Here is an 18209-nt window from a genome sequence, read left to right on the forward strand (position 1 = left end):
CCGACGTGACGCCGTGACCCGGCGCCGCTGAACCACCGCAGGGCCCGTACCGCACCCAAGTGCCGTACGGGCCCTGCGCGTTGCGGCACCGGACCCGCGGCGGGCGGCCCCGCCCCCGCCGCCGCGGAGCGCTCCGTACGGCAATGCCTTCGGGCCGCGGGAGGGTGTCGGGCTATGCTGCTCGGAGCGGGCCATTAGCTCAATTGGCAGAGCAGTGGACTTTTAATCCATTGGTTCAGGGTTCGAGCCCCTGATGGCCCACCGGATGCGGTGCGTTGTGGCGCCGTTGAACTGTGCGGAAGCGCCCCACCCGGGATCACCGGGTGGGGCGCTTCGGCTTTGCGTGCGGGCCGATGCGCGGGAGCGGCTTCGTCTCGTACCGGGTGCGGCCCTTGGTGCGTGCGCCGGGTGGGGAGAGCCGGGACCTCGCCGTTGCTGCCGTCGCCTGCTGTGCCTCCCGGCCCGCCGCGGACGGGAAGCGGTGGGCCCGTATGACCCGTTCGGCCCTCTTCGGGTCGCGGGTCGGGGGAGGGGCGGAAAGCCTGGGGGGCCGGAGGAGCGGCCGGGAGCGCGGTCGGCCGTGGGCAGGTGAGGCGGGAAGAGGCCGGTGCGGATGGGGCGAGGCGGGCGGGTCCGCACGGAGGACCGGGAGCGGTGGGCGCGGCGGGCGCAGATGTCGCCGGTCGGCCGCCGGTTGGCACGGTGGCTGCCCGCCCTGCTGATCGTCGGCGGCATCGTCTTCGACAGCGTCACCCCCGCGCGCTACACCGCCTCGCCGTTCTTCGCGGCGGCGCCGCTGGTCGCCGCGCCGCTGTACTCGCTGCGGAACACGGCGTTCACCGCCCTCGCGGCGCTGCTCGGGGAGTTGCTGACGGTGCTCCACACCGACACCCAGGACACCGGCCTCTCCGCCACCGAGGTCTCCACCGTCTTCGTCGTCGCCGTCCTCGCCCTCGGCATCAACCGCGTCGTACGCCTCTCCGACGCCCGGCTCGCCTCCGTACGCGATGTCTCCGAGGCGGCCCAGCGGGCGGTGCTGCCGACGCCGCCGGAGCGGATCGGGCGGCTGGCGGTCGCCGCCCGTTACGTGGGGGCGCAGGCCGATGCGCGGATCGGCGGGGACCTGTACGCGGTGCAGGACACGCCGCACGGGGTCCGGCTGATCGTCGGTGATGTGCGGGGGAAGGGGCTGGAGGCGGTCGAGGCGGCGGTGATCGTCATCGGGGCGTTCCGGGAGGCGGCGGAGCAGGAGGCGACGCTGGAGGCGGTGGCCGGGCGGCTGGAGCGGGCGCTCCAGCGGGAGGGGCGGCGGCGCGAGGGGCTCGACCAGTACGAGGGGTTCACCACGGCGGTGCTCGCGGAGATCCCGTCCGGGGAGCGCGCGGTGCTGCGCGTCCTGAACCGGGGGCATCCGCCGCCGCTGCTGCTCACCCCGGACGGCGGGCTGCGGACGCTGGTGCCCGCGGTGCACGCGCTGCCACTGGGGATGAGCGAGGTGGCCGGGTGGCCGGACCGCGCGGACGAGATGTTCTATCCCGCCGGTTCGGTCCTGCTGCTGTTCACGGACGGGCTGACGGAGGCGCGCAACCGGGCGGGGGAGTTCTACGACCCGGTGGCCCGGCTGCGCGGCCGGGTCTTCCCCGGGCCCGACCGGCTGCTGGACACGCTGGTCGCCGAGGTCGCCGCCCACACGGGCGGGGCGGGCGCGGACGACATGGCGCTGCTGGCGGTACAGCGGCCGTTGGAGGAGTAGGCGGGGGAGCGGCGGGGCGTGCGGAGCCATGGCGCGCGCCGGGCGCGCGGGGAGACCGGGGCCGCCCCGGCGCGCGGGGCGCGCGGCCGGGCCCCGCGCGCCGGTACGGCCCCAGGGGCGGGCCCCTACGCCACCCAGTGGAGGCTCTGGCCGTGTGCCCCCGTCAGCGCCACCGGGCGGTCGTCCAGCGCGAGGGTCAGCAGCTGCTCCCGGTGGTCCGGGGCGAGGCGGTCGGCGGCCGGGACGGGCAGCCACGGGGTGACGGAGTGGTGTTCCTGGGAGATCCAGTGGCCGCCGCCCGGCCGCCCGGCGAGCAGCGTGCGCACCTGGTCGGCGAAGCGTTCCCGGTGGGCGGGCGGCAGATACGGCAGGACGGAGGTGTGGAAGACGACGAGCGTGGCGTCCGCCGGGACCCGCGCCGCCAGCGCCGGCAGCTCCTCGACCAGGTCGCCGCGGACGATCTCGGGCCGCGGCGCCGCCCGTACCGCGTCCACCGCCGCCGTCAGCCGCTCCGCGCGCTCCGGGGTGCCCGGCCACACCAGGGAGCGCAGCCAGCGCAGCGCCTCGGGGTCGGCCACCGGGTCGAGCGGGGTGAGGTCGATACCGCCGCGCCACACGACCTCCGGCAGCCGTGCGGGCGCCGCAGCCGCCGCGGTCGCCCGGTCCTCCCGCCCGACGCGGCACCGGAAGGTGACCGGACTGTCCGGGGCGCCGAGGGTGTGTGCCTCCAAGGGCGCGTCCGGTCCGGGCGTCCCCCAGGTGGCGTCCGGCTCGTACGCGTACCGATAGCGGTCCGGGTGGAGGCAGAGGCCGGCCGAGGTGCCGACCTCCAGGAGGGCCAACGGGCCGCGGAGGCGGGCCAGGAGGGGCAGCAGGGTGGCGCAGCGGCCCGGTTCGTTGGTCTGGGTGGAGCGGCTCATGACGACCGCGCGGACCTCGTCCCAGTGCCGGATCGTCCACTCGCGCCAGCGGCGGTACGCCGGCTCACCGCGCGGGCCCTGCTCGGCGTGCGGGCCGTCGAGGTGGCGGACGGCCGCGAGGAGGAGGTTGGGCTGCTGCTTGTTGCCCACCGGGAGGGATGCGGCGAGGAGTTCGCACAGCTCCGGGTCCTGCCCGATCCGTGCCGTCAGCTCCTCGTGGGCCGCACACCGGCCCCGCGCCTCCCCCCAGGAGAAGTCCCGGTAGCGCGCTGCCAGGGCCTGTGCGTTGTTCACGAAGTCGACGACCATGATCAGACGCTACTGCCCTCACGGAGCGTGAGGGATGCGCACCCCTCCGCATCACAAGTGATGCACAATCACTCGCAGGCCGTTTCGTGAAGGGCGATCAACTCGCCCGGTTTGCACGCGCGTTGCCCCGAAAAGTCTTGGCCAGGAGTCGTCGTCGTACGGAGGGGATTCGCGGGATCGCTTGGAAATCGGCCGCGATCTCTATTACTGTCCGATAACGGAGCGCGGTCGTCCCAGCCGTCGCAGAGGCGGCACCGTGCCCCCACGCCGAATCCCGTACGCGCTCTTCAGGTATGCCGGGCACCCAGGCACACCGGTGGTCACTTCTCGCTACGGCGCCTCTCTGTACGCCGCTGCGTCGATATTTCGTGAACTGCCGTGATGTGTCCTGTCTTTGCCGAGGGCATCCCGAGCGGCGCGGAGGGAACCGGGGAACCACCTTCATGGGGTGAATCGGACGCCTCGGCCAGAGGCCGCCCGTAGGAGACCTTCCTGCTCCGAACCCGTCAGCTAACCCGGTAGGCGCGAAGGAAGGAAAGGAGTGCGCCCCCGTGGCGTCCAACAGGCTTGCCCCCGAGGCTCCGTCCGCCCACCACCTCCCCCAGGATCTGCCGGGTTCCCCGACCGATACGGCCACCTTCGCCCCGGGCGCGTTCGCCCCGGAGGGCCCCGGTCCGTACGGCGTCGCGGACGACGAGCCCGGTGAGTGGAACCCGACCGAGGAGTCCGTGCGGTCCGTCCGCGGCCGGCACCGCGTCGGGAAGCAGCGCTCCGCGCTGGCCCGCAGCGGCACGGTCCTCGGCGTCGGGGTGATCGCGGCGGTCGGCGCCGGCGGCATGGCGGCCGCCGAGGACAAGCCGGCGGTCCCGATCTCCATGCCGGACATCGGCTCCCTCGCCTCCGACGTCACCGGAGCGCTGCCGGACGCCGAATCGCTCCCCGGCATCGGCCCGTTGCTCGGCTCCGACGACGCGTCCGACGCGGCCACCACCGCGGCGCCGCTCTCCTCCGCCGGCCTCACCACCGAGGACGGCCGGGGCACGGGCGCCGGGGAGGCGCTGCGCAGCCGCATCCTCCAGCAGGCCGACACCCAGCAGGAGGCCGCCGAGCGCGACGCCCGGGACGCCGCCGAGCACGGTGCGCTCGTCCGGGCGGAGCAGACCGCCGCGAGCGACCACGAGCAGGCGGTGGCCGACGCGAAGGCGGAGCGCGCCGAGGCCGCGCGCAAGGCGGCGGCGGCCAAGGCGAAGCGCGAGGCCGAGGCCCGCGAGAAGGCCGAGGCCGCGCGCCTGGCCGAGCTGGCCAAGAGCTATCTGCTGCCGGTCACCTCGTACACCCTCACCGCCGGCTTCGGCCAGGCCGGCGACCGCTGGGCCGCCGACCACACCGGCCAGGACTTCGCCGCCCCCACGGGCACGCCGGTCAAGGCCATCCACTCCGGCACCATCACGCAGGCGGGCTGGGCCGGCTCCTACGGCTACCGCATCGTCCTCACCCTCGACGACGGTACGGAGCTGTGGTTCTGCCACCTCTCGTCGATGGTGAAGACCGGCGGCAAGGTCTCCACCGGCGAGGTCATCGGCCGCGTCGGCGCCACCGGGAACGTCACCGGCCCCCACCTGCACCTGGAGGTCCGCCCCGGGGGCGGCGGTCCGATCGACCCGATGCCGTGGCTGCGGGCCCGGGGCCTGAACGTCTGAGGCCGCTGCGGCCCTGAGCGGAGTCCGGGGCCCGGGTCCGGGGCGCGCGCAACTGTGCCGCGCGCCGGGCCGGGTTCCGGACCGGTGGCGCGCTCGGCCACGCACCCCGCGCCGCCGGGCGCCCGGCGGGCGCTCCGGGCCGCTGCACCCGGATGCCGTAACCGGGAAATGCTGCCGCCCCGCGCTGTGTTGAATGACCGCATGACCACCACACGTAAGCCTCTCGGCTCGCTCTCCGTCTCCCCGCTCTGCCTCGGCGGCAACGTCTTCGGCTGGACCGCCGACGAGGCCGAGTCGTTCGCGGTGCTCGATGCGTACGTCGCAGGCGGCGGCAACTTCATCGACACCGCCGACGTCTACTCGGCCTGGGTCCCGGGCAACGAGGGCGGCGAATCCGAGACCGTCATCGGCAACTGGCTCACCGCCCGCGGCAACCGCGACGAGGTCGTCATCGCCACCAAGGTCGGCGCCCACCCCGGCCTCAGGGGCCTCTCCGCCGCCACGGTCAAGAAGGCCGTCGAGGGCTCGCTGCGCCGCCTGCGCACCGACCACATCGACCTCTACTACACCCACTACGACGACGAATCGCTGGAGGTCGGCGAGTTCCTGACCGCCCTCGACGACCTGGTCCGGGCCGGCAAGGTCCGCGAGATCGCCGCCTCCAACATCTCGGCACCGCGCCTGGCGGAGGCCCTGGCCTTCTCCGAGCGTGAGGGCCTCGCCCGCTACGTCGCCCTCCAGCCGCAGTACAACCTGGTCTCCCGCGACACCTACGAGGGCGAACTGGCCGAGGTCGCCGCCCGCCACGGCCTGGGCGCCGTCCCGTACTACGGGCTCGCCTCCGGCTTCCTGACCGGCAAGTACCGCCCCGGTACGGACATCGACAGCGCCCGGTCCGGCAAGGCCGCCGCCCACCTCGCCACCGACCGCGGCCGCCGCGTCCTGACCGCCCTCGACACGGTCGCCGCCGCCCACGGCGCGGAGGTGGCCACCGTCGCCCTCGCCTGGCTCGCCGCCCGCCCCACGGTCACCGCCCCCATCGCCAGCGCCCGCACCACCGCCCAGCTCCCGGCCCTCCTGGCCGTCCAGGACCTCCGGCTCACCGCCGAGGAACTGGCGCTGCTGGACGAGGCTTCGGCGTAGGAAAGGGCGAACGCACGGTCCGCCCCCGGTGCCGGATACCGGGGCGGACCGGAAGCCGGGTGCGCCGGGGTACGTCGGGGACGTTCGGATACGTGGAGGGACACGTGGAGGAGAGGAGCCGCCCATGGACAGCGATGCGGACGAGGCCGGCGCAGCAGGTGCGGGGCCGGTGGCGGGGGCCGGCGGGATGGAGCCCGAACCCCTTCCCGCCGCGCGTCTCTCCTCGTACGCGGAGGTGGGCGCGCGGCTCTCCCTGCTGAGCGACCGCGGCCTCGGCGACGCGGTGGCCGCCGCTCCGGCGCGCGGTTCGGGCATCGGCGGCCGCCGGTCGGAGATGGAGGTCGCGGGGCGGCGGGTCTTCGTCAAACGGGTCCCGCTGACCGACCTGGAACTGCGCCCGGAACACGTCCGCTCCACCGCCAACCTCTTCGGCCTCCCGCTCCACTACCAGTACGGAGCGGGCTCGGCGGGCTTCGGCGCCTGGCGGGAACTGGCCGCACATCTCCTGACCACGGCGTGGGTGCTGCGCAACGCGTACCAGGGCTTCCCGCTGCTGTACCACTGGCGCGTCCTGCCGGACCGGCCCCCGGCCGACTTCGCCGACGCGTTCGGCGGCGTCGACGGGGCCGTCGCCCACTGGGAGGGCTCCGGCGCGGTACGCCGCCGGCTGGAAGCCATCGGCGACTCCTCCGCGAGCCTGGTGCTCTTCCTGGAACACCTGCCCCGCACGCTCGCGGACCGGCTCGCCGATGTCCGCAACGGCGCCTGGGCGGAGCCCGGCGGCAGCGCGCCCTACACCTGGGCGGAGCGCGAAGTGCTACGCGGCACGGAGTTCATGAGCGCCCATGGGCTGGTCCACTTCGACACCCACTTCGCCAACCTGCTCACCGACGGCCACCGCGTCTACATCACCGACTTCGGCCTCGCCCTGAGCCGCGACTTCGACCTCACCCCCGAGGAATCCGCCTTCCTCACCGACCACCTCGTGTACGACCGCTCGTACGCACCGTGGCATCTCCTCCGCCACCATCTCCCGGCCCCCGTACGGCAAGCCCTCGATCAGGAACCCTTCCTGAAAGCGTGGCTCACGGGCCATCGCCCCGACGTCATCCCACCCGACATCGCCGGACTCCTCGACCGGCACGCCTCGCATGCGGCGGTGCTGGACGAGTTCCACCGGCGGTGGCTGGGGGAGAGCAAGCGGACGCGGTTTCCGGGGGGTGAGGTTGAGGTGCGGTTGGGGCCGGGGCGTTTCTGAGCCGGGGCTGGGGCTGGGGTGGGGATGCCGTTGCCTGCCCTCGTCCTGGCGTTGGTCCCGGGCCGGTGGCTGGGCCGGTGCCGCTCGCAGCCTCCGGCTGGTCGGCCGGGCTCCGGCCGGGTGTCGACCGGGTGCCGCTCCGGCCGGGCGCCGAGCTTTGGCCTATGGCCGGGCGTCAGGCACTGACCTGCCCCGGCCCCTGGCCTGGCTCCGTACCCGGCCTCCGGCCGATCGCCAGGCCCTGGCCCAGGGCGGGGGCGTCCGGCCCCGCCCGCCCCGCCGAGGTCACCCGCGCCGGTCCGCCACCGCCCACGACGCCAGCGCCATGCCGCCGGCCACCGCAAACACCGACGGCCAGGCCCCGATCTTCTTCGCCAGCGGATGCGACCCGGCGAACGCCGCCACATACGCCCCACCCAGCGCCGCCGCGGCCTTCCCGCCGGCCTTCTCCTGCCACCCCTTGGCCGCCACCGCCCCGGCAGCAGCCAACGCCACCCCACCCAGGGGCCGCTTCTTCGTCCACCGGGCCACGGCGTAACCACCGACGAGCCCGGTCGCGGCCACTGCTGCTGTCGGAATGCCTGCCATCGCCATCACTCATGCCTCTCGTTCACGGGTTTGATAAACCGTCTCGTTGCTGGACCTTACGCCCGTCCCAGCGGACCTGACGGGGCTGCCTGGCGCGCTACGACATCCGGGAGAGCTCCGCTCGCTCACCCGTCGCTAATCCGTTGAGCACTGCGGGGTTGTGCCGCCCCGGCTGGGCAACGGGCACTGCCGATTTGGCGATCTTCGACGAGGTAGCGCACGGGAAGATGTGGCGCTGCGCACATCGCGTGCAGACGCGTGCTATTCCCCTAGCAGGTTGGCAAGATCGACTCATGGCGAAGGCAAAGGCGAAGTCGGCTCCCATTTGTTTCGGCGCCCCGGCTGGAGTATTCGAGGGGCAGTGGTTCGAGGGGCACGCGGAATTGTGCGAAGCCGGGGTGCATCGTGCCTTGGGTAGAGGGATCGCGGGAACCGCTTCGGGAGGCGTAGATTCCATCGTCCTCTCCGGAGGATACGTGGATGACGTCTACGGCGAAGAAGAGATCATTTATACCGGTGAAGGGGGCAGGGACAGAGACACAGGGTGTCTCCAGGCGGACCAGACCATGGAAAGCCCCGGCAATGCTGGGCTGCTGCTCAACGAGGCACGGGGCAACCCGGTCCGCGTCATTCGTGGCCTGAAGATCAAGGGGAAGAAGCGGCGCAAGGCGACGGGTGGGTATGAGTATTGCGGATTGTTCCAGGTGGCCGACCACTGGATGACTGTCGGGAAAGAAGGCTTTCTCGTCTGTCAGTTCAAGCTGGTGAAGCTGGCACCTGGTGAGACGCCCAAAGCGAAGCCGATAGCGCCGCCGCAAATCGAAGACACTCCCGTCGAGGAGCAGGTGCGTCGTGCTGTGGAGTATCAGCGCCTGGTGCGGAATTCCAAGGTGGTGCGCGCCGTCAAGGAAATGTACGGCAATACGTGCCAAATATGCGAGACTCGCCTACAGGTCTCCCCTGGAGGTGAGGCGTATAGCGAGGCTGCCCATATTCGGGCGCTGGGCAAGCCGCATAATGGCCCGGATGTGTTGGAGAACGTGCTCTGCCTGTGCGCCAACTGTCATGCTCTGTTTGATCGGGGCGCACTTCAGCTTTCCGATCACCTTGACGTACTCGATGGGCTGACCCGGGTGATTAAAAGCAAGCTCAAGAAGGTCCGGGAGCACGAAATAAAGGTTGAGTTTGTGCGCCACCATCGGCAGCGCTGGGACGATCGCTTCAGCACGCCTACTGACCGCTAACGGTGGTGCGCGAAGGTGAGGGGATTCCAGCAGCCCCTCACCTCAGTCCTCGCACGATGGCGGGGCGTCGCCCGCCCCTACTCCCCCCGCCGGAACATCAAATCGTGCACCACGTGCCCCTTCTTCAGGCCCTGGCCCTCGAACTTGGTGAGGGGGCGGAAGTCCGGGCGGGGGGCGTAGTCGGGGTAGAGGTTGTGGAGGGTGGGTTCGGCCGAGAGGACTTCGAGCATCTGCTCGGCGTAGGGCTCCCAGTCGGTGGCGCAGTGGACGAGGGCGCCGGGGGCGAGGCGGGTGGTGGCCAGGCTGATGAAGTCCGGCTGGATGAGGCGGCGCTTGTGGTGGCGCTTCTTCGGCCAGGGGTCGGGGAAGAAGACGCGCAGGCCGGCCAGGGAGCCGGGGGCGAGCATCTCGCGCAGCAGGATGATCGCGTCGCCGTTGACCACGCGGATGTTGGTCAGGCCGTTCCGTTCGGCGAGGGCGAGGAGGTTGCCCTGGCCGGGGGTGTGGACGTCGCAGGCGAGGATGCCGGTGTCCGGGTCGGCCGCGGCCATCTGCGCGGTGGCCTCGCCCATGCCGAAGCCGATCTCCAGGACGACGGGGCGGCCGTCGAAGAACGTGTCGAGGTCGATCCGGGAGAGCCCGTCGATGTCCCGTCCCCACACCGGCCACAGGCGTCGCAGCGCGGCGGCCTGGCTCGGCGAGACGCGGCTGCGGCGGGGCTGGAAGGAGCGGATCCGGCGCTCGTGGTGGTCACCGGCCGGATCGGCGGCGGGCCCGCTCCCGTCGGGGAACATCGGGCCGTCGCGGCGGATCCGCGTCGCGCCGGACGCCTCGGCGCCGCCGGGCTCCGGGGCGCCGTCGTTCGCGCGGCCGTCGTGCACAGCGCCGTCGGCCGTGGCGCCGTCCGCCGGGGAGGGGGCTGCGCCTTCCGGGACGCTGGTTTCCTGGCTGCCGGACTCGGGGGTGCGGGGGTTCTCGGACACAGTGCCGAGATTCTACGGGCCGCGGGCGGGCGGGCGCGTTGCCGATGGGTGGGGGAGAGGGGTTGGGGGCGGTTGCTGGGCGGGCGGTGAATGGTCGCTGCCTGGGTGGTCCCGGGTGGCTCCCGGGGCCGGTCCGGCCGGCCTCGCCGTCCCGGGCCCGATCGCCCCGGAGCGCACGCCCGCCCGGCCCTCAGGACCCGACTCCTCCCAACCCGGCCGTCACCCCAACCCGTACGTCCCGAACACACCTCCCCCACACGCCCCACACACGCCGTCCGTACCCCCTAAATCCCGTGCGGCGCCCGGGCTCAGGGGCGGTTGGCGCGCTGTGCAGCGGGCTGCATACGATGCGTGGCCGCCACAACGAACAAACCAGGGGGTCGGTCGGAATGACGCAGGAGCAGGGGAACGGGGCTCATCCGCAGGGAGGGCCACCGGGCTCCGGGCCGGGCCGGCCCGACGAAGCGGTTCAGGGACCGGCGCAGGAGGGCGCCGCCCCGCCCGCGCCCGCCCCGGGCACCGCCCCCGGGGACGCACCGGGCACCCCGCCCGCGCCCGAGCCCCTGCCGGGCACCGCTCCCGCGGCCCCGGGCGCCCCCGAGGCTCCCCATCCGGGGGCGGAGCCGCCCGCCCCCGCGCGCCCCGCCGGGACCATGAAGCTCGCCGCCGTCCAGCCGTCCGCGGCCCCGCCGCAGGCCCCGGATCAGCAGGCCCCGGCGCGCCCCGCCGGAACCATGCAGCTCTCCATGGCCAAGCCCCCTGCTCAGCCCGCGCCCGGCACCCCTCCGGCGCCGCCGCAGGGCCAGCCCGGTGCCCCGCAGCCCCCCGCGCCCCAGGGACACCCGGGAACCCCGCCGCCCCCGGGGCCGTACGGTGCGCCCCAGGGCCAGCCCGGTCCGCAGCCCGGCCAACCCGGAGTCCCGGGACCGTACGCCCCCGGCCAGGGCGCCCCCGGTGCGTACGGCCAGCACCCCGGTGCGCCGGGGATCTATCCGCCGCCCGGTGGCCCGATGGCTCCCGGCCAGGGTGGTGCGGGTTTCCCGCCGCCCGGTGGGCCGCAGGGGTTCGGGCAGCCGCCGCAGGGCGGGGCGCCGTTCGGGCAGGGACCCGGCGGGATACCGGGGGCGCCGGTGCCGCCGGGCGGGCAGCGGCGCGGGCTGCCGGTGGCTGCGATCCTCGTGATCGTCTTCGTCCTCGTGGTGGCCCTCGGCACCGGCGGGTACTTCCTGCTGCGGGGCTCCTCCGGTGATGACGCGGAGCAGAAGCCGCCGCTCTCCATGGCGCAGCTGTGGAACGTCGATCTGAAGAAGAGCGCCAACCCGCCCGACGAGAAGCTCGGTATGCGGTCGGTGTGGCTGACCGACGGTGCCGTCGTCTACGGCGACAAGGACGGGGTCCGCGCCTACAACGACGAGACCGGCAAGAAGGAATGGGAGCTGGAGACCCCGAAGGGCGCCGGCGCGGTCTGCGCGCTGCCCACGGAGCCGAACAGCGACGGCGTCGGCGCCGCGGTCTTCGACTCCGGCGGCGGCGACTGCTCGTTCCTCTCCGTCTTCGACACCAAGTCCGGCCACACCCTGTGGGTACGGAACCTCAAGGGTCGCCGGTCGGAGAACCACCCGCTCGTCGGCATCAGCCATGAGCAGGTCGTGGTCGCCATCGGCAACACCTACTCCGGCTACGCCATCTCCGGCGGCGCCGGCAAGTGGACCCTCAAGTGGCCCGCCGGCGACTGCACCGCGTCGTTCGGGATGAGCAACGAGTACCTGGCGCGGGTCAGCGACTGCTCGAAGGCCAAGCCGCACCGGACGCTGCTGGTCCAGGAGCACGAGCTGGACAGCTTCAACGCGTTCGTCCCCAACGAGAAGCGGGAGGTCGAGCGCATCGTCTCCGACACCCCGCTGATCCTCCTGATGAGCGGCGACGGCCCCGACGCCAAGCGGGCGCTGCGGACGTTCGACACCGAGGGCAAGCCGAAGCCGGACAAGACCATCGAGCTGACGGGCGACCTGGAGGACCTGGACCTCGACGCCCGGACGACCATGGTCGACGAGGACTCCCGGACCCTGGTGACGACGTACGGCAACCAGGCGGGCATGACCGCCGTCGACCTGAAGACCGGCAAGCGCCTGTGGAAGCGGGCCGCGACGGCGGCGGTGGCCCTCGAGGACGGAAACGTCATCGCGGTCGGCGCCTCCCACGCCTCCGCCACGCACCTCGGCACCCAGGACCCCGAGCTGATGTCACTGGGGCTGCGGGACGCCAAGACGCAGATCATTGGCACGCTCTTCAGCGCGAAGCACGATCTGCCGTCCGGGCCGCAGATGTCGGCGCGGTGGGACGGCAACGCACGGGTGCTGTACGTCGAGGGCGAGTCGCCCGCGGACTTCCATCCGTACCTCCGCGCCTACAAGGCGTCGAACGCCTCCCCGATGTCCGTCCCCACCGACTGACGGCGATCCACCGGGCGGCCCGCCGTCCGTGAGCACCGCGTGGGCGGTGCGGGCCCCGCGCCCGCACCGCCCACGTGTGCGTTCAGCGCCGGTCCAGCACCCCCCTCACCCGCTCCGCGATCTCCCGCCCGATGGGCAGCGACGCCGTGGCCGCCGGGGACGGGGCGTTGAGGACGTGGACGATGCCGGGGGAGTCGGCGAAGAGGAAGTCGTCGACGAGGGTGCCGTCGGGGAGGACGGCCTGGGCGCGGACACCGGCGGGCGCCGGGCGCAGGTCGTCCTCGGTGACGGCGGGCAGCAGGCGGCGTACGGCGGTGGTGAAGGCGCGGCGGGAGAGCGAGCGGTGCAGCTCGCCCGCGCCGTACCGCCAGTGGCGGCGGGCTATCCGCCACGAGCCGCGGTACGCGAGGGTGCCGGCCAGCTCGGCGGGGCGCAGGGTGCGCCAGTCGTAGCCCTCGCGGGCCAGGGCCGGGACGGCGTTCGGGCCGATGTGGACGGCGCCGTCGATACCGCGGGTCAGATGGACGCCGAGGAACGGGAACGCCGGATCGGGGACGGGGTAGACCAGCCCGCGCACCAGCCCGGCGCGCTCCGGGGCGAGGAGGTGGTACTCGCCGCGGAAGGGCACGACCCGCATGCCCGGGTCGTCACCGGCCAGCCGGGCGATGCGGTCGCTGTGCAGACCGGCGCAGTTGACCAGGGCGCGGGCGCGGTGGACCGTGCCGTCCGCCGTGGCGACGGCGACCCGCCCCGGGCGGCGCCCGATCCGCGTCACCTCGGCGCCGTAGGCGATGGTGGCCCCGGCCTCCTGGGCGAGGCGGCCGAAGGTGCGGGCGACGGCGGCGAAGTCGCAGATGCCGGTGGTGCCGACGTGGATGGCGGCGAGGCCGCGGACCTCCGGCTCGTACTCGGTGATCTGCGCCGGGCCCAGCTCGCGGACGGGCAGGCCGTGCTCGCGTCCGCGCTGGATGAGGGCGTGCAGCCGGGGCAGCTCGGCGCGGTCGGTGGCGACGATCAGCTTGCCGGTGACCTCGTGCGCGAGGGCGTGCTCGGCGCAGAACGCCACCAGCTCGGCCGAGCCCTGGAGGGCGTAGCGGGCCTTGAGGGAGCCGGGTGGGTAGTAGATGCCGCTGTGGATCACGCCGCTGTTGCGGCCGGTCTGGTGCCGGGCCGGGCCGGACTCCTTCTCCAGAACCGTCACGCGCAGCCCCGGTACGGCGCGGGTGAGGGCATGGGCCGTCGAGAGTCCGACGATGCCCGCACCGATCACCAGCACGTCGCAGTCGTGCGCCGCCACTGCACCTCCCCAACCGCGAGAACGCGGGAACCGCCCCCGACGCGGACCGCCCCTGACCGCGGCCCGCTCGCCGTCGCCCGACGACCTACCCCATCATGACGCGAGGTACTGACAACACCGCGCGACCAGGGCGGGAACCCCCGCAGAGCCTGCGAAACAGCAGCGGAAGCGGGCAACTCCGGCGGAAGCGGCCGACGGGCCGACCGGGCCGGAGCGCCGACCGGGCCTCGACGGACGGGCCGGACCCCGACCGGCGGCCGTCCGGCCCCGGCCGGCGCTCCGGCCCGTCCGCCCCGCGTGCCCCGGTGCGCCTACGCGGGCGCCGCCAGCAACGGGCGGGCCCGCTCGCGCAGTTCCACCACCCGCGGCTCGTCGCCGTACGGCTCCAGGCGGTGGAGCAGGTCGCGGACGTACTCGGTGGTGCGGGCCGAGGAGATACGGCCGGCGACCTCCACGGCGCGGGTGCCCGCGGCGCAGGCGGCGTCGAGGTTGCCGGACTCCAGCTCGGCGACGGCGGAGACCACCAGCCGCAGACCGTGCGAGCGGACGAACTCCTCGGTGGGCCGGGAGAGGGCCTGCTCGGTGAAGCGCCGCACCTGGCGGGGCAGGCGCAGGTCGCGGTAGCACTCGGCGGCGTCGGCGGCGAACCGCTCGTAGGAGTAGAAGTCGAGCCAGGACGGGTCGGCGTCGCCGCCGCGGGAGCGCTCCAGCCAGCCCTCGGCGGCCTTCAGCGCCACCTCGCAGGCGCGGGCCTCCCCGGCCTTCGCCTGGGCGCGCGCCTCCACCAGGCGGAAGAAGCTCATGGTCCGGGCGGTGGCCAGCCCGCGGTTGCGCTCCAGCGCCGCCTGGGCGAGATCGACGCCCTCGTCGGCGAAGCCGCGGTACGTCGCCTGGAGGGACATCGACGCGAGGACGTAGCCGCCCAGGGGGACGTCGGCCGCGGCGCGGGCCAGCCGCAGCGCCTGGATGTAGTAGCGCTGGGCGGCCTCCTGCTGCCCCGTGTCGAACGCCATCCATCCGGCGAGCCGGGTGAGTTCGGAGGTCGCACCGAAGAGGGCGCGCCCCACCTCGTCGCTGTACGACGCGAGGAGCAGCGGGGCCGCGTCCACCCGCAGGCACTCCGGCACCATGGACGAACGCCAGTCGCCGCCGCCGTATTTGGAGTCCCAGCGGCGTGCGTCCTCCGCCGCCTCGCGGAGCTTGCTGACGTCGCTGTGGCCGACATGCTGGGGCGTCGCCGCGTCCGCGGCCGAGGTGGCCTCCCTCTCGCCCGCCTCGGCCGCCTCGGCTGCCTCGCCAGCGTTTCGCGCCACCGAGCTGTCGGCCGGGGATATCAGCCACCGGGAGGCGGGGGTGGCGTACGCACTGACGGCGAAAGATCCGGCCAGGCTCTGCCAGATCCCCCCGCCGCCGGCCCGCCGTCCGGCCAGATCCAGCCGGTAGAGATCGGTGGCGGAACGCACCGCTGCGCCCACATCGCGGGGAAATGTCAGCCCGACCTCGGGCGCCGGATCCGCGTCCCCGAGGCCGATCTCGTGCAGCGGGACCGGTCGTCCCAGCTTGCTGCCGATCGCGGAGGCGATCAGATGGGGCGCGGCGCCCTGCGGCACCATCCCCTTGGAGACCCAGCGGGCGACCGACGTCTTGTCGTAACGAAGCGTCAGCCCACGCTGCGCGCCGAGGTCGTTCACCCGGCGCGCCAGACCGGCGTTGCTGATACCCGCGAGGGCGAGAACGGTGCCGAGCTTCTCGTTCGGCCCGCGTATATCCCTGGACATGCGCACCCCTCGACACTGCGACGGCAGCCCCGGTGCCCCGGGGCGTGCGTCCACCCAGAGTAGTTCGCCGGATCCCGACCGTTAAGGGCCGGTGTCCCGGATGGCGAGATTCATCTCGGGCGGGGGGAGCGGGAGTTGGCATGTGCTCCGGGTACGTGTTGCCGTGCGCCCACATGTGCGCGCTGCCTCCCCGGGAACGCCGCCGCTTCCATGGGTGCCGCGTGGGTCGGCCCGCTGTACTGGATCCGGTGGGCTGGGGGATACCGCCGCTCCATTCCCCGCGGGCGGTGGTCCGGTCCGGGAGGCGCAGCCCGCTTCCCGGACCGTCGCGCGAGCCGGAGCGGCCCCCCGCCGGCCGCGCCGTACGACACGCCGTGGCGGGCCGCCAATTGAACGGAGTTCAGCAGAGTTTGGCCGAATAACGACGGGCGGCGGAAACACGCCGCGGGCCCGTACGGCACCCTCCGGCACCGCGCGACGCGCCCCCGGCGCCCGCCCCGCGCCTCGGGCCGCACCGCGCGCCCCGGACCCGCCCGCCGCGTCAACTCCCCGCCGCCGGGCGCCACCTCGCCGCTCCGCTCGGCTCCCGTACGCCCCCGCCATGGCAGCATGGACGGCACAACGGCTGAAATCCGCGGTACGGGGTGGTGGCGCGCCCCCGCGGCACGGGGAGCGGGGAGGCGGCATGCGCTGGTTGGTGGGGTGGAGCAGTGCCACCACGGGGCCGGCCGCCACCGGAGGGAGCCGCACGGTCCTGCCCGTGGGCGCCCAACTCCTGTGGGACGGACCGGATCCGCTGTGGGCGGTCGGCGACTGGCGGCCCGACGAGGTCCGCGTCGTCCGCGCCGACCCGGAGACCGCGCTCGCCGTCTTCGGCGTCTGCGGCGCCACCGACGATCAGCTGCGCGTCGGCCTCTTCGCGGCCCGCGGCGGTGCGCTGCGCCACCTCACCGCCTGGCCCGGCAGCTACACCGCCGTCGTCCGCATGGGCCGCCGCCTCACGATCACCGGCGACCTCGCCGGCGCCCGCCCCGTCTTCCACACCCCCTGGGAGGGCGGCACCGCCTTCGCCACCGCCGCCCTGCCGCTCGCCGACCTCATCGAGGCCGGACTCGACATCGGCCACCTCGGCGCCCTCCTGGCCTGCCCGGACGCCCCCGAGGCGCTCGGCTCCGGCACGCCCTACGAAGGGGTGCGCCGCGTCCCGCCCGGCCACGCCCTGGTGCTGCGCGGCGGCGCCCACGAGATCACCTCGTACGAACCGGCCGTCTCGCTGGCCGTCGCCGGTCCCCAGGTCGACCCGGAGCAGGCGGTGGACGGCGTCCGCGAGGCGCTGGTCGACGCGGTCCGGGCCCGGCTGTCGAGCCCCCGGCACGCGGTCGCCCCGGACGGGCCCGACGGGCCCGGCGGTCTGGACCCGGGCCCGGTGCCGGGCATGGGCCCCGCCGAGCGGCGCGCGGCCCGCGGCGCCCCGGCCCCCGGTGTCGCCGCCGACCTCTCCGGCGGCAGCGCCTCCGGCACCCTCGCCCTGCTGGCCGCCGGGCTGCCCGGCGCACCGGGGGCGCTCACCGGCCACGGCGCGCGCCTCCTCGCCGTCACCTTCACCGACCACGCCACCCAGGGCGGCCGCGCCCACCGCGACGCCGAGCTGGAGCGGGCCCGCGCCCTCGCCGACAACCCGCGGCTGCACCACCGCGTCGTCACCGGCGGCGAGGAGGCGCTGCCCTTCGCCGGGCTCGGCACCCTCCCGCTCACCGACGAGCCGGGCCCCTCCCTCGTCACCGCGTTCCGCCACCGCAGCCGGCTGCTCGCCGGGGGCGCCGACCACTTCACCGGCCACGGCGCCCGCCAGGTCCTCGACGCCCACCCGGCCCGCCTCGCCGACCTCCTCCTCGACCGCCGCCGACGCCATCTCCTCCGCCCGGTCACCGCCCTGGCCAGGGCCGACGGCCCCTCGGCCCACTCCGTCCTGGTCCCCTTCACCGTCTACCGCGCCGCCCGCAAACTCGCCCGTACGCCCTACGGGACCGGGGTCGCCGAGACGGCGCGGCGGCTCATGGAGCGGCGGGTCGACGGCGCCGGCGACCCGGGCGCCGTCGACGCCTCCCTCGCCGCGCTCTTCTGGTGCCGCCCGGGGCCGGCCGCCCGCTGGCTCACCGGCGAGGCGCTGGCCGAGGTGTCCGTACGGCTGGGCGCGGCGGCGGCGCGTACCCCCGGCGCGGGGCGGCCGGGCGAGCGCCGGGCGCGGGCCGCGCTGGCCCGCCGCGCCGCCGATCACCGCGTCTTCGAACAGGCCGTGGAGATCCGCAGCCAGCGTCTGCACGCGCCGTTCCTCGACAACCAGGTGGTGCTCGCCTGCCGCGCACTGCCCGACACCCTGCGCGTCCAGCCCGGCGCCCGCGCCGCCGTCCTCCGCTCGGTCCTCGCCAGGGCGGGCGTCCGCGAACTGCCGCCGGGCTGGGGCGCCACCGTGCACCTCCCGCACACCGCCGCCCTGCGCACCGGGCTGCGCGCCGCCCTCGACGGACTGGTGCAGCTCTTCGACGCACCGCTGCTCGCCGACGCCGGGCTGGTCGAGGCGCGGGTGGTCCGCAAGGCGCTGCGGGCCGCCGCCGAGGGCGCCGCGGTCCCCCTGGACGGCCTGGCCGAACTGGTCTCCACCGAGCTGTGGCTGCGCCGCCTGGTGCTGCGCCGCGGCAGCTGCTGGACCGACGCGGCCACCTCCCCGCGCCGCCGCGCGGTCGCCGCCGGGGTCCCGCCCCGGGCCCGCCTCTGAGCGAACC

12 protein-coding genes, 1 tRNA gene and 1 riboswitch are annotated in these 18209 nt (G+C 74.5%); of the genes, 8 read left to right on the plus strand and 5 right to left on the minus strand.

The features are described from left to right. The first annotated feature begins 188 nt into the window (after nucleotides 1-188). Both ACZ4U4_RS04300 and ACZ4U4_RS04305 read left to right on the plus strand, forming a co-directional pair. A tRNA-Lys gene (locus ACZ4U4_RS04300) sits at nucleotides 189-261 on the plus strand. Nucleotides 262-613: 352 nt separating this feature from the next. Further along, the gene (locus ACZ4U4_RS04305) at nucleotides 614-1753 is read left to right on the plus strand and encodes a PP2C family protein-serine/threonine phosphatase (protein ID WP_467868895.1); all 1140 of its coding nucleotides are present in this window, start codon (nucleotides 614-616) and stop codon (nucleotides 1751-1753) included. A gap of 125 nt (nucleotides 1754-1878) precedes the next feature. Here ACZ4U4_RS04305 and ACZ4U4_RS04310 read toward each other — a convergent pair whose 3' ends face one another. Then, nucleotides 1879-2982: a DUF2332 domain-containing protein gene (locus ACZ4U4_RS04310; protein ID WP_467868896.1), complete on the minus strand. Its 1104-nt coding sequence runs from the start codon at nucleotides 2980-2982 to the stop codon at nucleotides 1879-1881. Between the two features lie 385 nt (nucleotides 2983-3367). Beyond that, nucleotides 3368-3521: riboswitch (cyclic di-AMP (ydaO/yuaA leader) on the plus strand. A gap of 12 nt (nucleotides 3522-3533) precedes the next feature. On the opposite strand from ACZ4U4_RS04310, the gene ACZ4U4_RS04315 reads away from it, so the two are divergent. The 3 genes from ACZ4U4_RS04315 (at nucleotide 3534) to ACZ4U4_RS04325 (ending at nucleotide 7083) form a co-directional block, all read left to right on the plus strand. After that, on the plus strand, nucleotides 3534-4682 hold the full coding sequence (locus tag ACZ4U4_RS04315) for a M23 family metallopeptidase (protein WP_467868897.1): 1149 nt from the start codon (nucleotides 3534-3536) through the stop codon (nucleotides 4680-4682). 201 nt (nucleotides 4683-4883) lie between these two features. Beyond that, entirely contained in the window at nucleotides 4884-5825 is a 942-nt protein-coding gene (locus tag ACZ4U4_RS04320; RefSeq protein WP_467868898.1) for an aldo/keto reductase, read from the plus strand. A 187-nt stretch (nucleotides 5826-6012) separates the two neighbouring features. Continuing rightward, nucleotides 6013-7083, plus strand: a complete 1071-nt coding sequence (locus ACZ4U4_RS04325; protein WP_467868942.1) for a protein kinase family protein — start codon at nucleotides 6013-6015, stop codon at nucleotides 7081-7083. A 285-nt stretch (nucleotides 7084-7368) separates the two neighbouring features. Here the strand turns inward: ACZ4U4_RS04325 and ACZ4U4_RS04330 are convergent, their stop codons facing one another. Beyond that, nucleotides 7369-7671: a hypothetical protein gene (locus tag ACZ4U4_RS04330; RefSeq protein ID WP_030284274.1), complete on the minus strand. Its 303-nt coding sequence runs from the start codon at nucleotides 7669-7671 to the stop codon at nucleotides 7369-7371. 293 nt (nucleotides 7672-7964) lie between these two features. On the opposite strand from ACZ4U4_RS04330, the gene ACZ4U4_RS04335 reads away from it, so the two are divergent. Continuing rightward, nucleotides 7965-8915, plus strand: a complete 951-nt coding sequence (locus tag ACZ4U4_RS04335; protein WP_467868899.1) for a YDG/SRA domain-containing protein — start codon at nucleotides 7965-7967, stop codon at nucleotides 8913-8915. A 77-nt stretch (nucleotides 8916-8992) separates the two neighbouring features. On the opposite strand, the gene trmB is transcribed toward ACZ4U4_RS04335, so the two are convergent. After that, nucleotides 8993-9898: a tRNA (guanosine(46)-N7)-methyltransferase TrmB gene (gene trmB, locus ACZ4U4_RS04340; RefSeq protein ID WP_467868900.1), complete on the minus strand. Its 906-nt coding sequence runs from the start codon at nucleotides 9896-9898 to the stop codon at nucleotides 8993-8995. 1010 nt (nucleotides 9899-10908) lie between these two features. On the opposite strand from trmB, the gene ACZ4U4_RS04345 reads away from it, so the two are divergent. Next, the gene (locus ACZ4U4_RS04345) at nucleotides 10909-12351 is read left to right on the plus strand and encodes an outer membrane protein assembly factor BamB family protein (protein WP_467868901.1); all 1443 of its coding nucleotides are present in this window, start codon (nucleotides 10909-10911) and stop codon (nucleotides 12349-12351) included. 82 nt (nucleotides 12352-12433) lie between these two features. Here ACZ4U4_RS04345 and lhgO read toward each other — a convergent pair whose 3' ends face one another. Both lhgO and ACZ4U4_RS04355 read right to left on the minus strand, forming a co-directional pair. Beyond that, nucleotides 12434-13648, minus strand: a complete 1215-nt coding sequence (gene lhgO, locus ACZ4U4_RS04350) for an L-2-hydroxyglutarate oxidase (RefSeq protein WP_467868902.1) — start codon at nucleotides 13646-13648, stop codon at nucleotides 12434-12436. Nucleotides 13649-13959: 311 nt separating this feature from the next. Continuing rightward, nucleotides 13960-15426 carry an MFS transporter gene (locus ACZ4U4_RS04355; protein WP_467868903.1) on the minus strand — a complete coding sequence of 489 codons (1467 nt, stop codon included), beginning with the start codon at nucleotides 15424-15426 and terminating at the stop codon, nucleotides 13960-13962. 685 nt (nucleotides 15427-16111) lie between these two features. On the opposite strand from ACZ4U4_RS04355, the gene ACZ4U4_RS04360 reads away from it, so the two are divergent. After that, nucleotides 16112-18202, plus strand: coding sequence for an asparagine synthase-related protein (locus tag ACZ4U4_RS04360; protein ID WP_467868904.1), 2091 nt, complete (start codon nucleotides 16112-16114; stop codon nucleotides 18200-18202). The last annotated feature ends 7 nt before the right edge of the window (nucleotides 18203-18209 follow it).

It is taken from the genome of Streptomyces sp. NPDC029159, assembly GCF_055564055.1.

Bases quoted from the DNA above. Each gene is read 5' to 3' on its own strand.
- ACZ4U4_RS04330 (WP_030284274.1), bottom strand. From the start codon at position 7,671: ATGGCAGGCATTCCGACAGCAGCAGTGGCCGCGACCGGGCTCGTCGGT.
- ACZ4U4_RS04360 (WP_467868904.1), top strand. From the start codon at position 16,112: ATGCGCTGGTTGGTGGGGTGGAGCAGTGCCACCACGGGGCCGGCCGCC.
- ACZ4U4_RS04325 (WP_467868942.1), top strand. From the start codon at position 6,013: ATGGAGCCCGAACCCCTTCCCGCCGCGCGTCTCTCCTCGTACGCGGAG.
- ACZ4U4_RS04355 (WP_467868903.1), bottom strand. From the start codon at position 15,426: ATGTCCAGGGATATACGCGGGCCGAACGAGAAGCTCGGCACCGTTCTC.
- ACZ4U4_RS04345 (WP_467868901.1), top strand. From the start codon at position 10,909: ATGGCTCCCGGCCAGGGTGGTGCGGGTTTCCCGCCGCCCGGTGGGCCG.
- ACZ4U4_RS04320 (WP_467868898.1), top strand. From the start codon at position 4,884: ATGACCACCACACGTAAGCCTCTCGGCTCGCTCTCCGTCTCCCCGCTC.
- ACZ4U4_RS04305 (WP_467868895.1), top strand. From the start codon at position 614: ATGGGGCGAGGCGGGCGGGTCCGCACGGAGGACCGGGAGCGGTGGGCG.
- ACZ4U4_RS04335 (WP_467868899.1), top strand. From the start codon at position 7,965: ATGGCGAAGGCAAAGGCGAAGTCGGCTCCCATTTGTTTCGGCGCCCCG.
- ACZ4U4_RS04310 (WP_467868896.1), bottom strand. From the start codon at position 2,982: ATGGTCGTCGACTTCGTGAACAACGCACAGGCCCTGGCAGCGCGCTAC.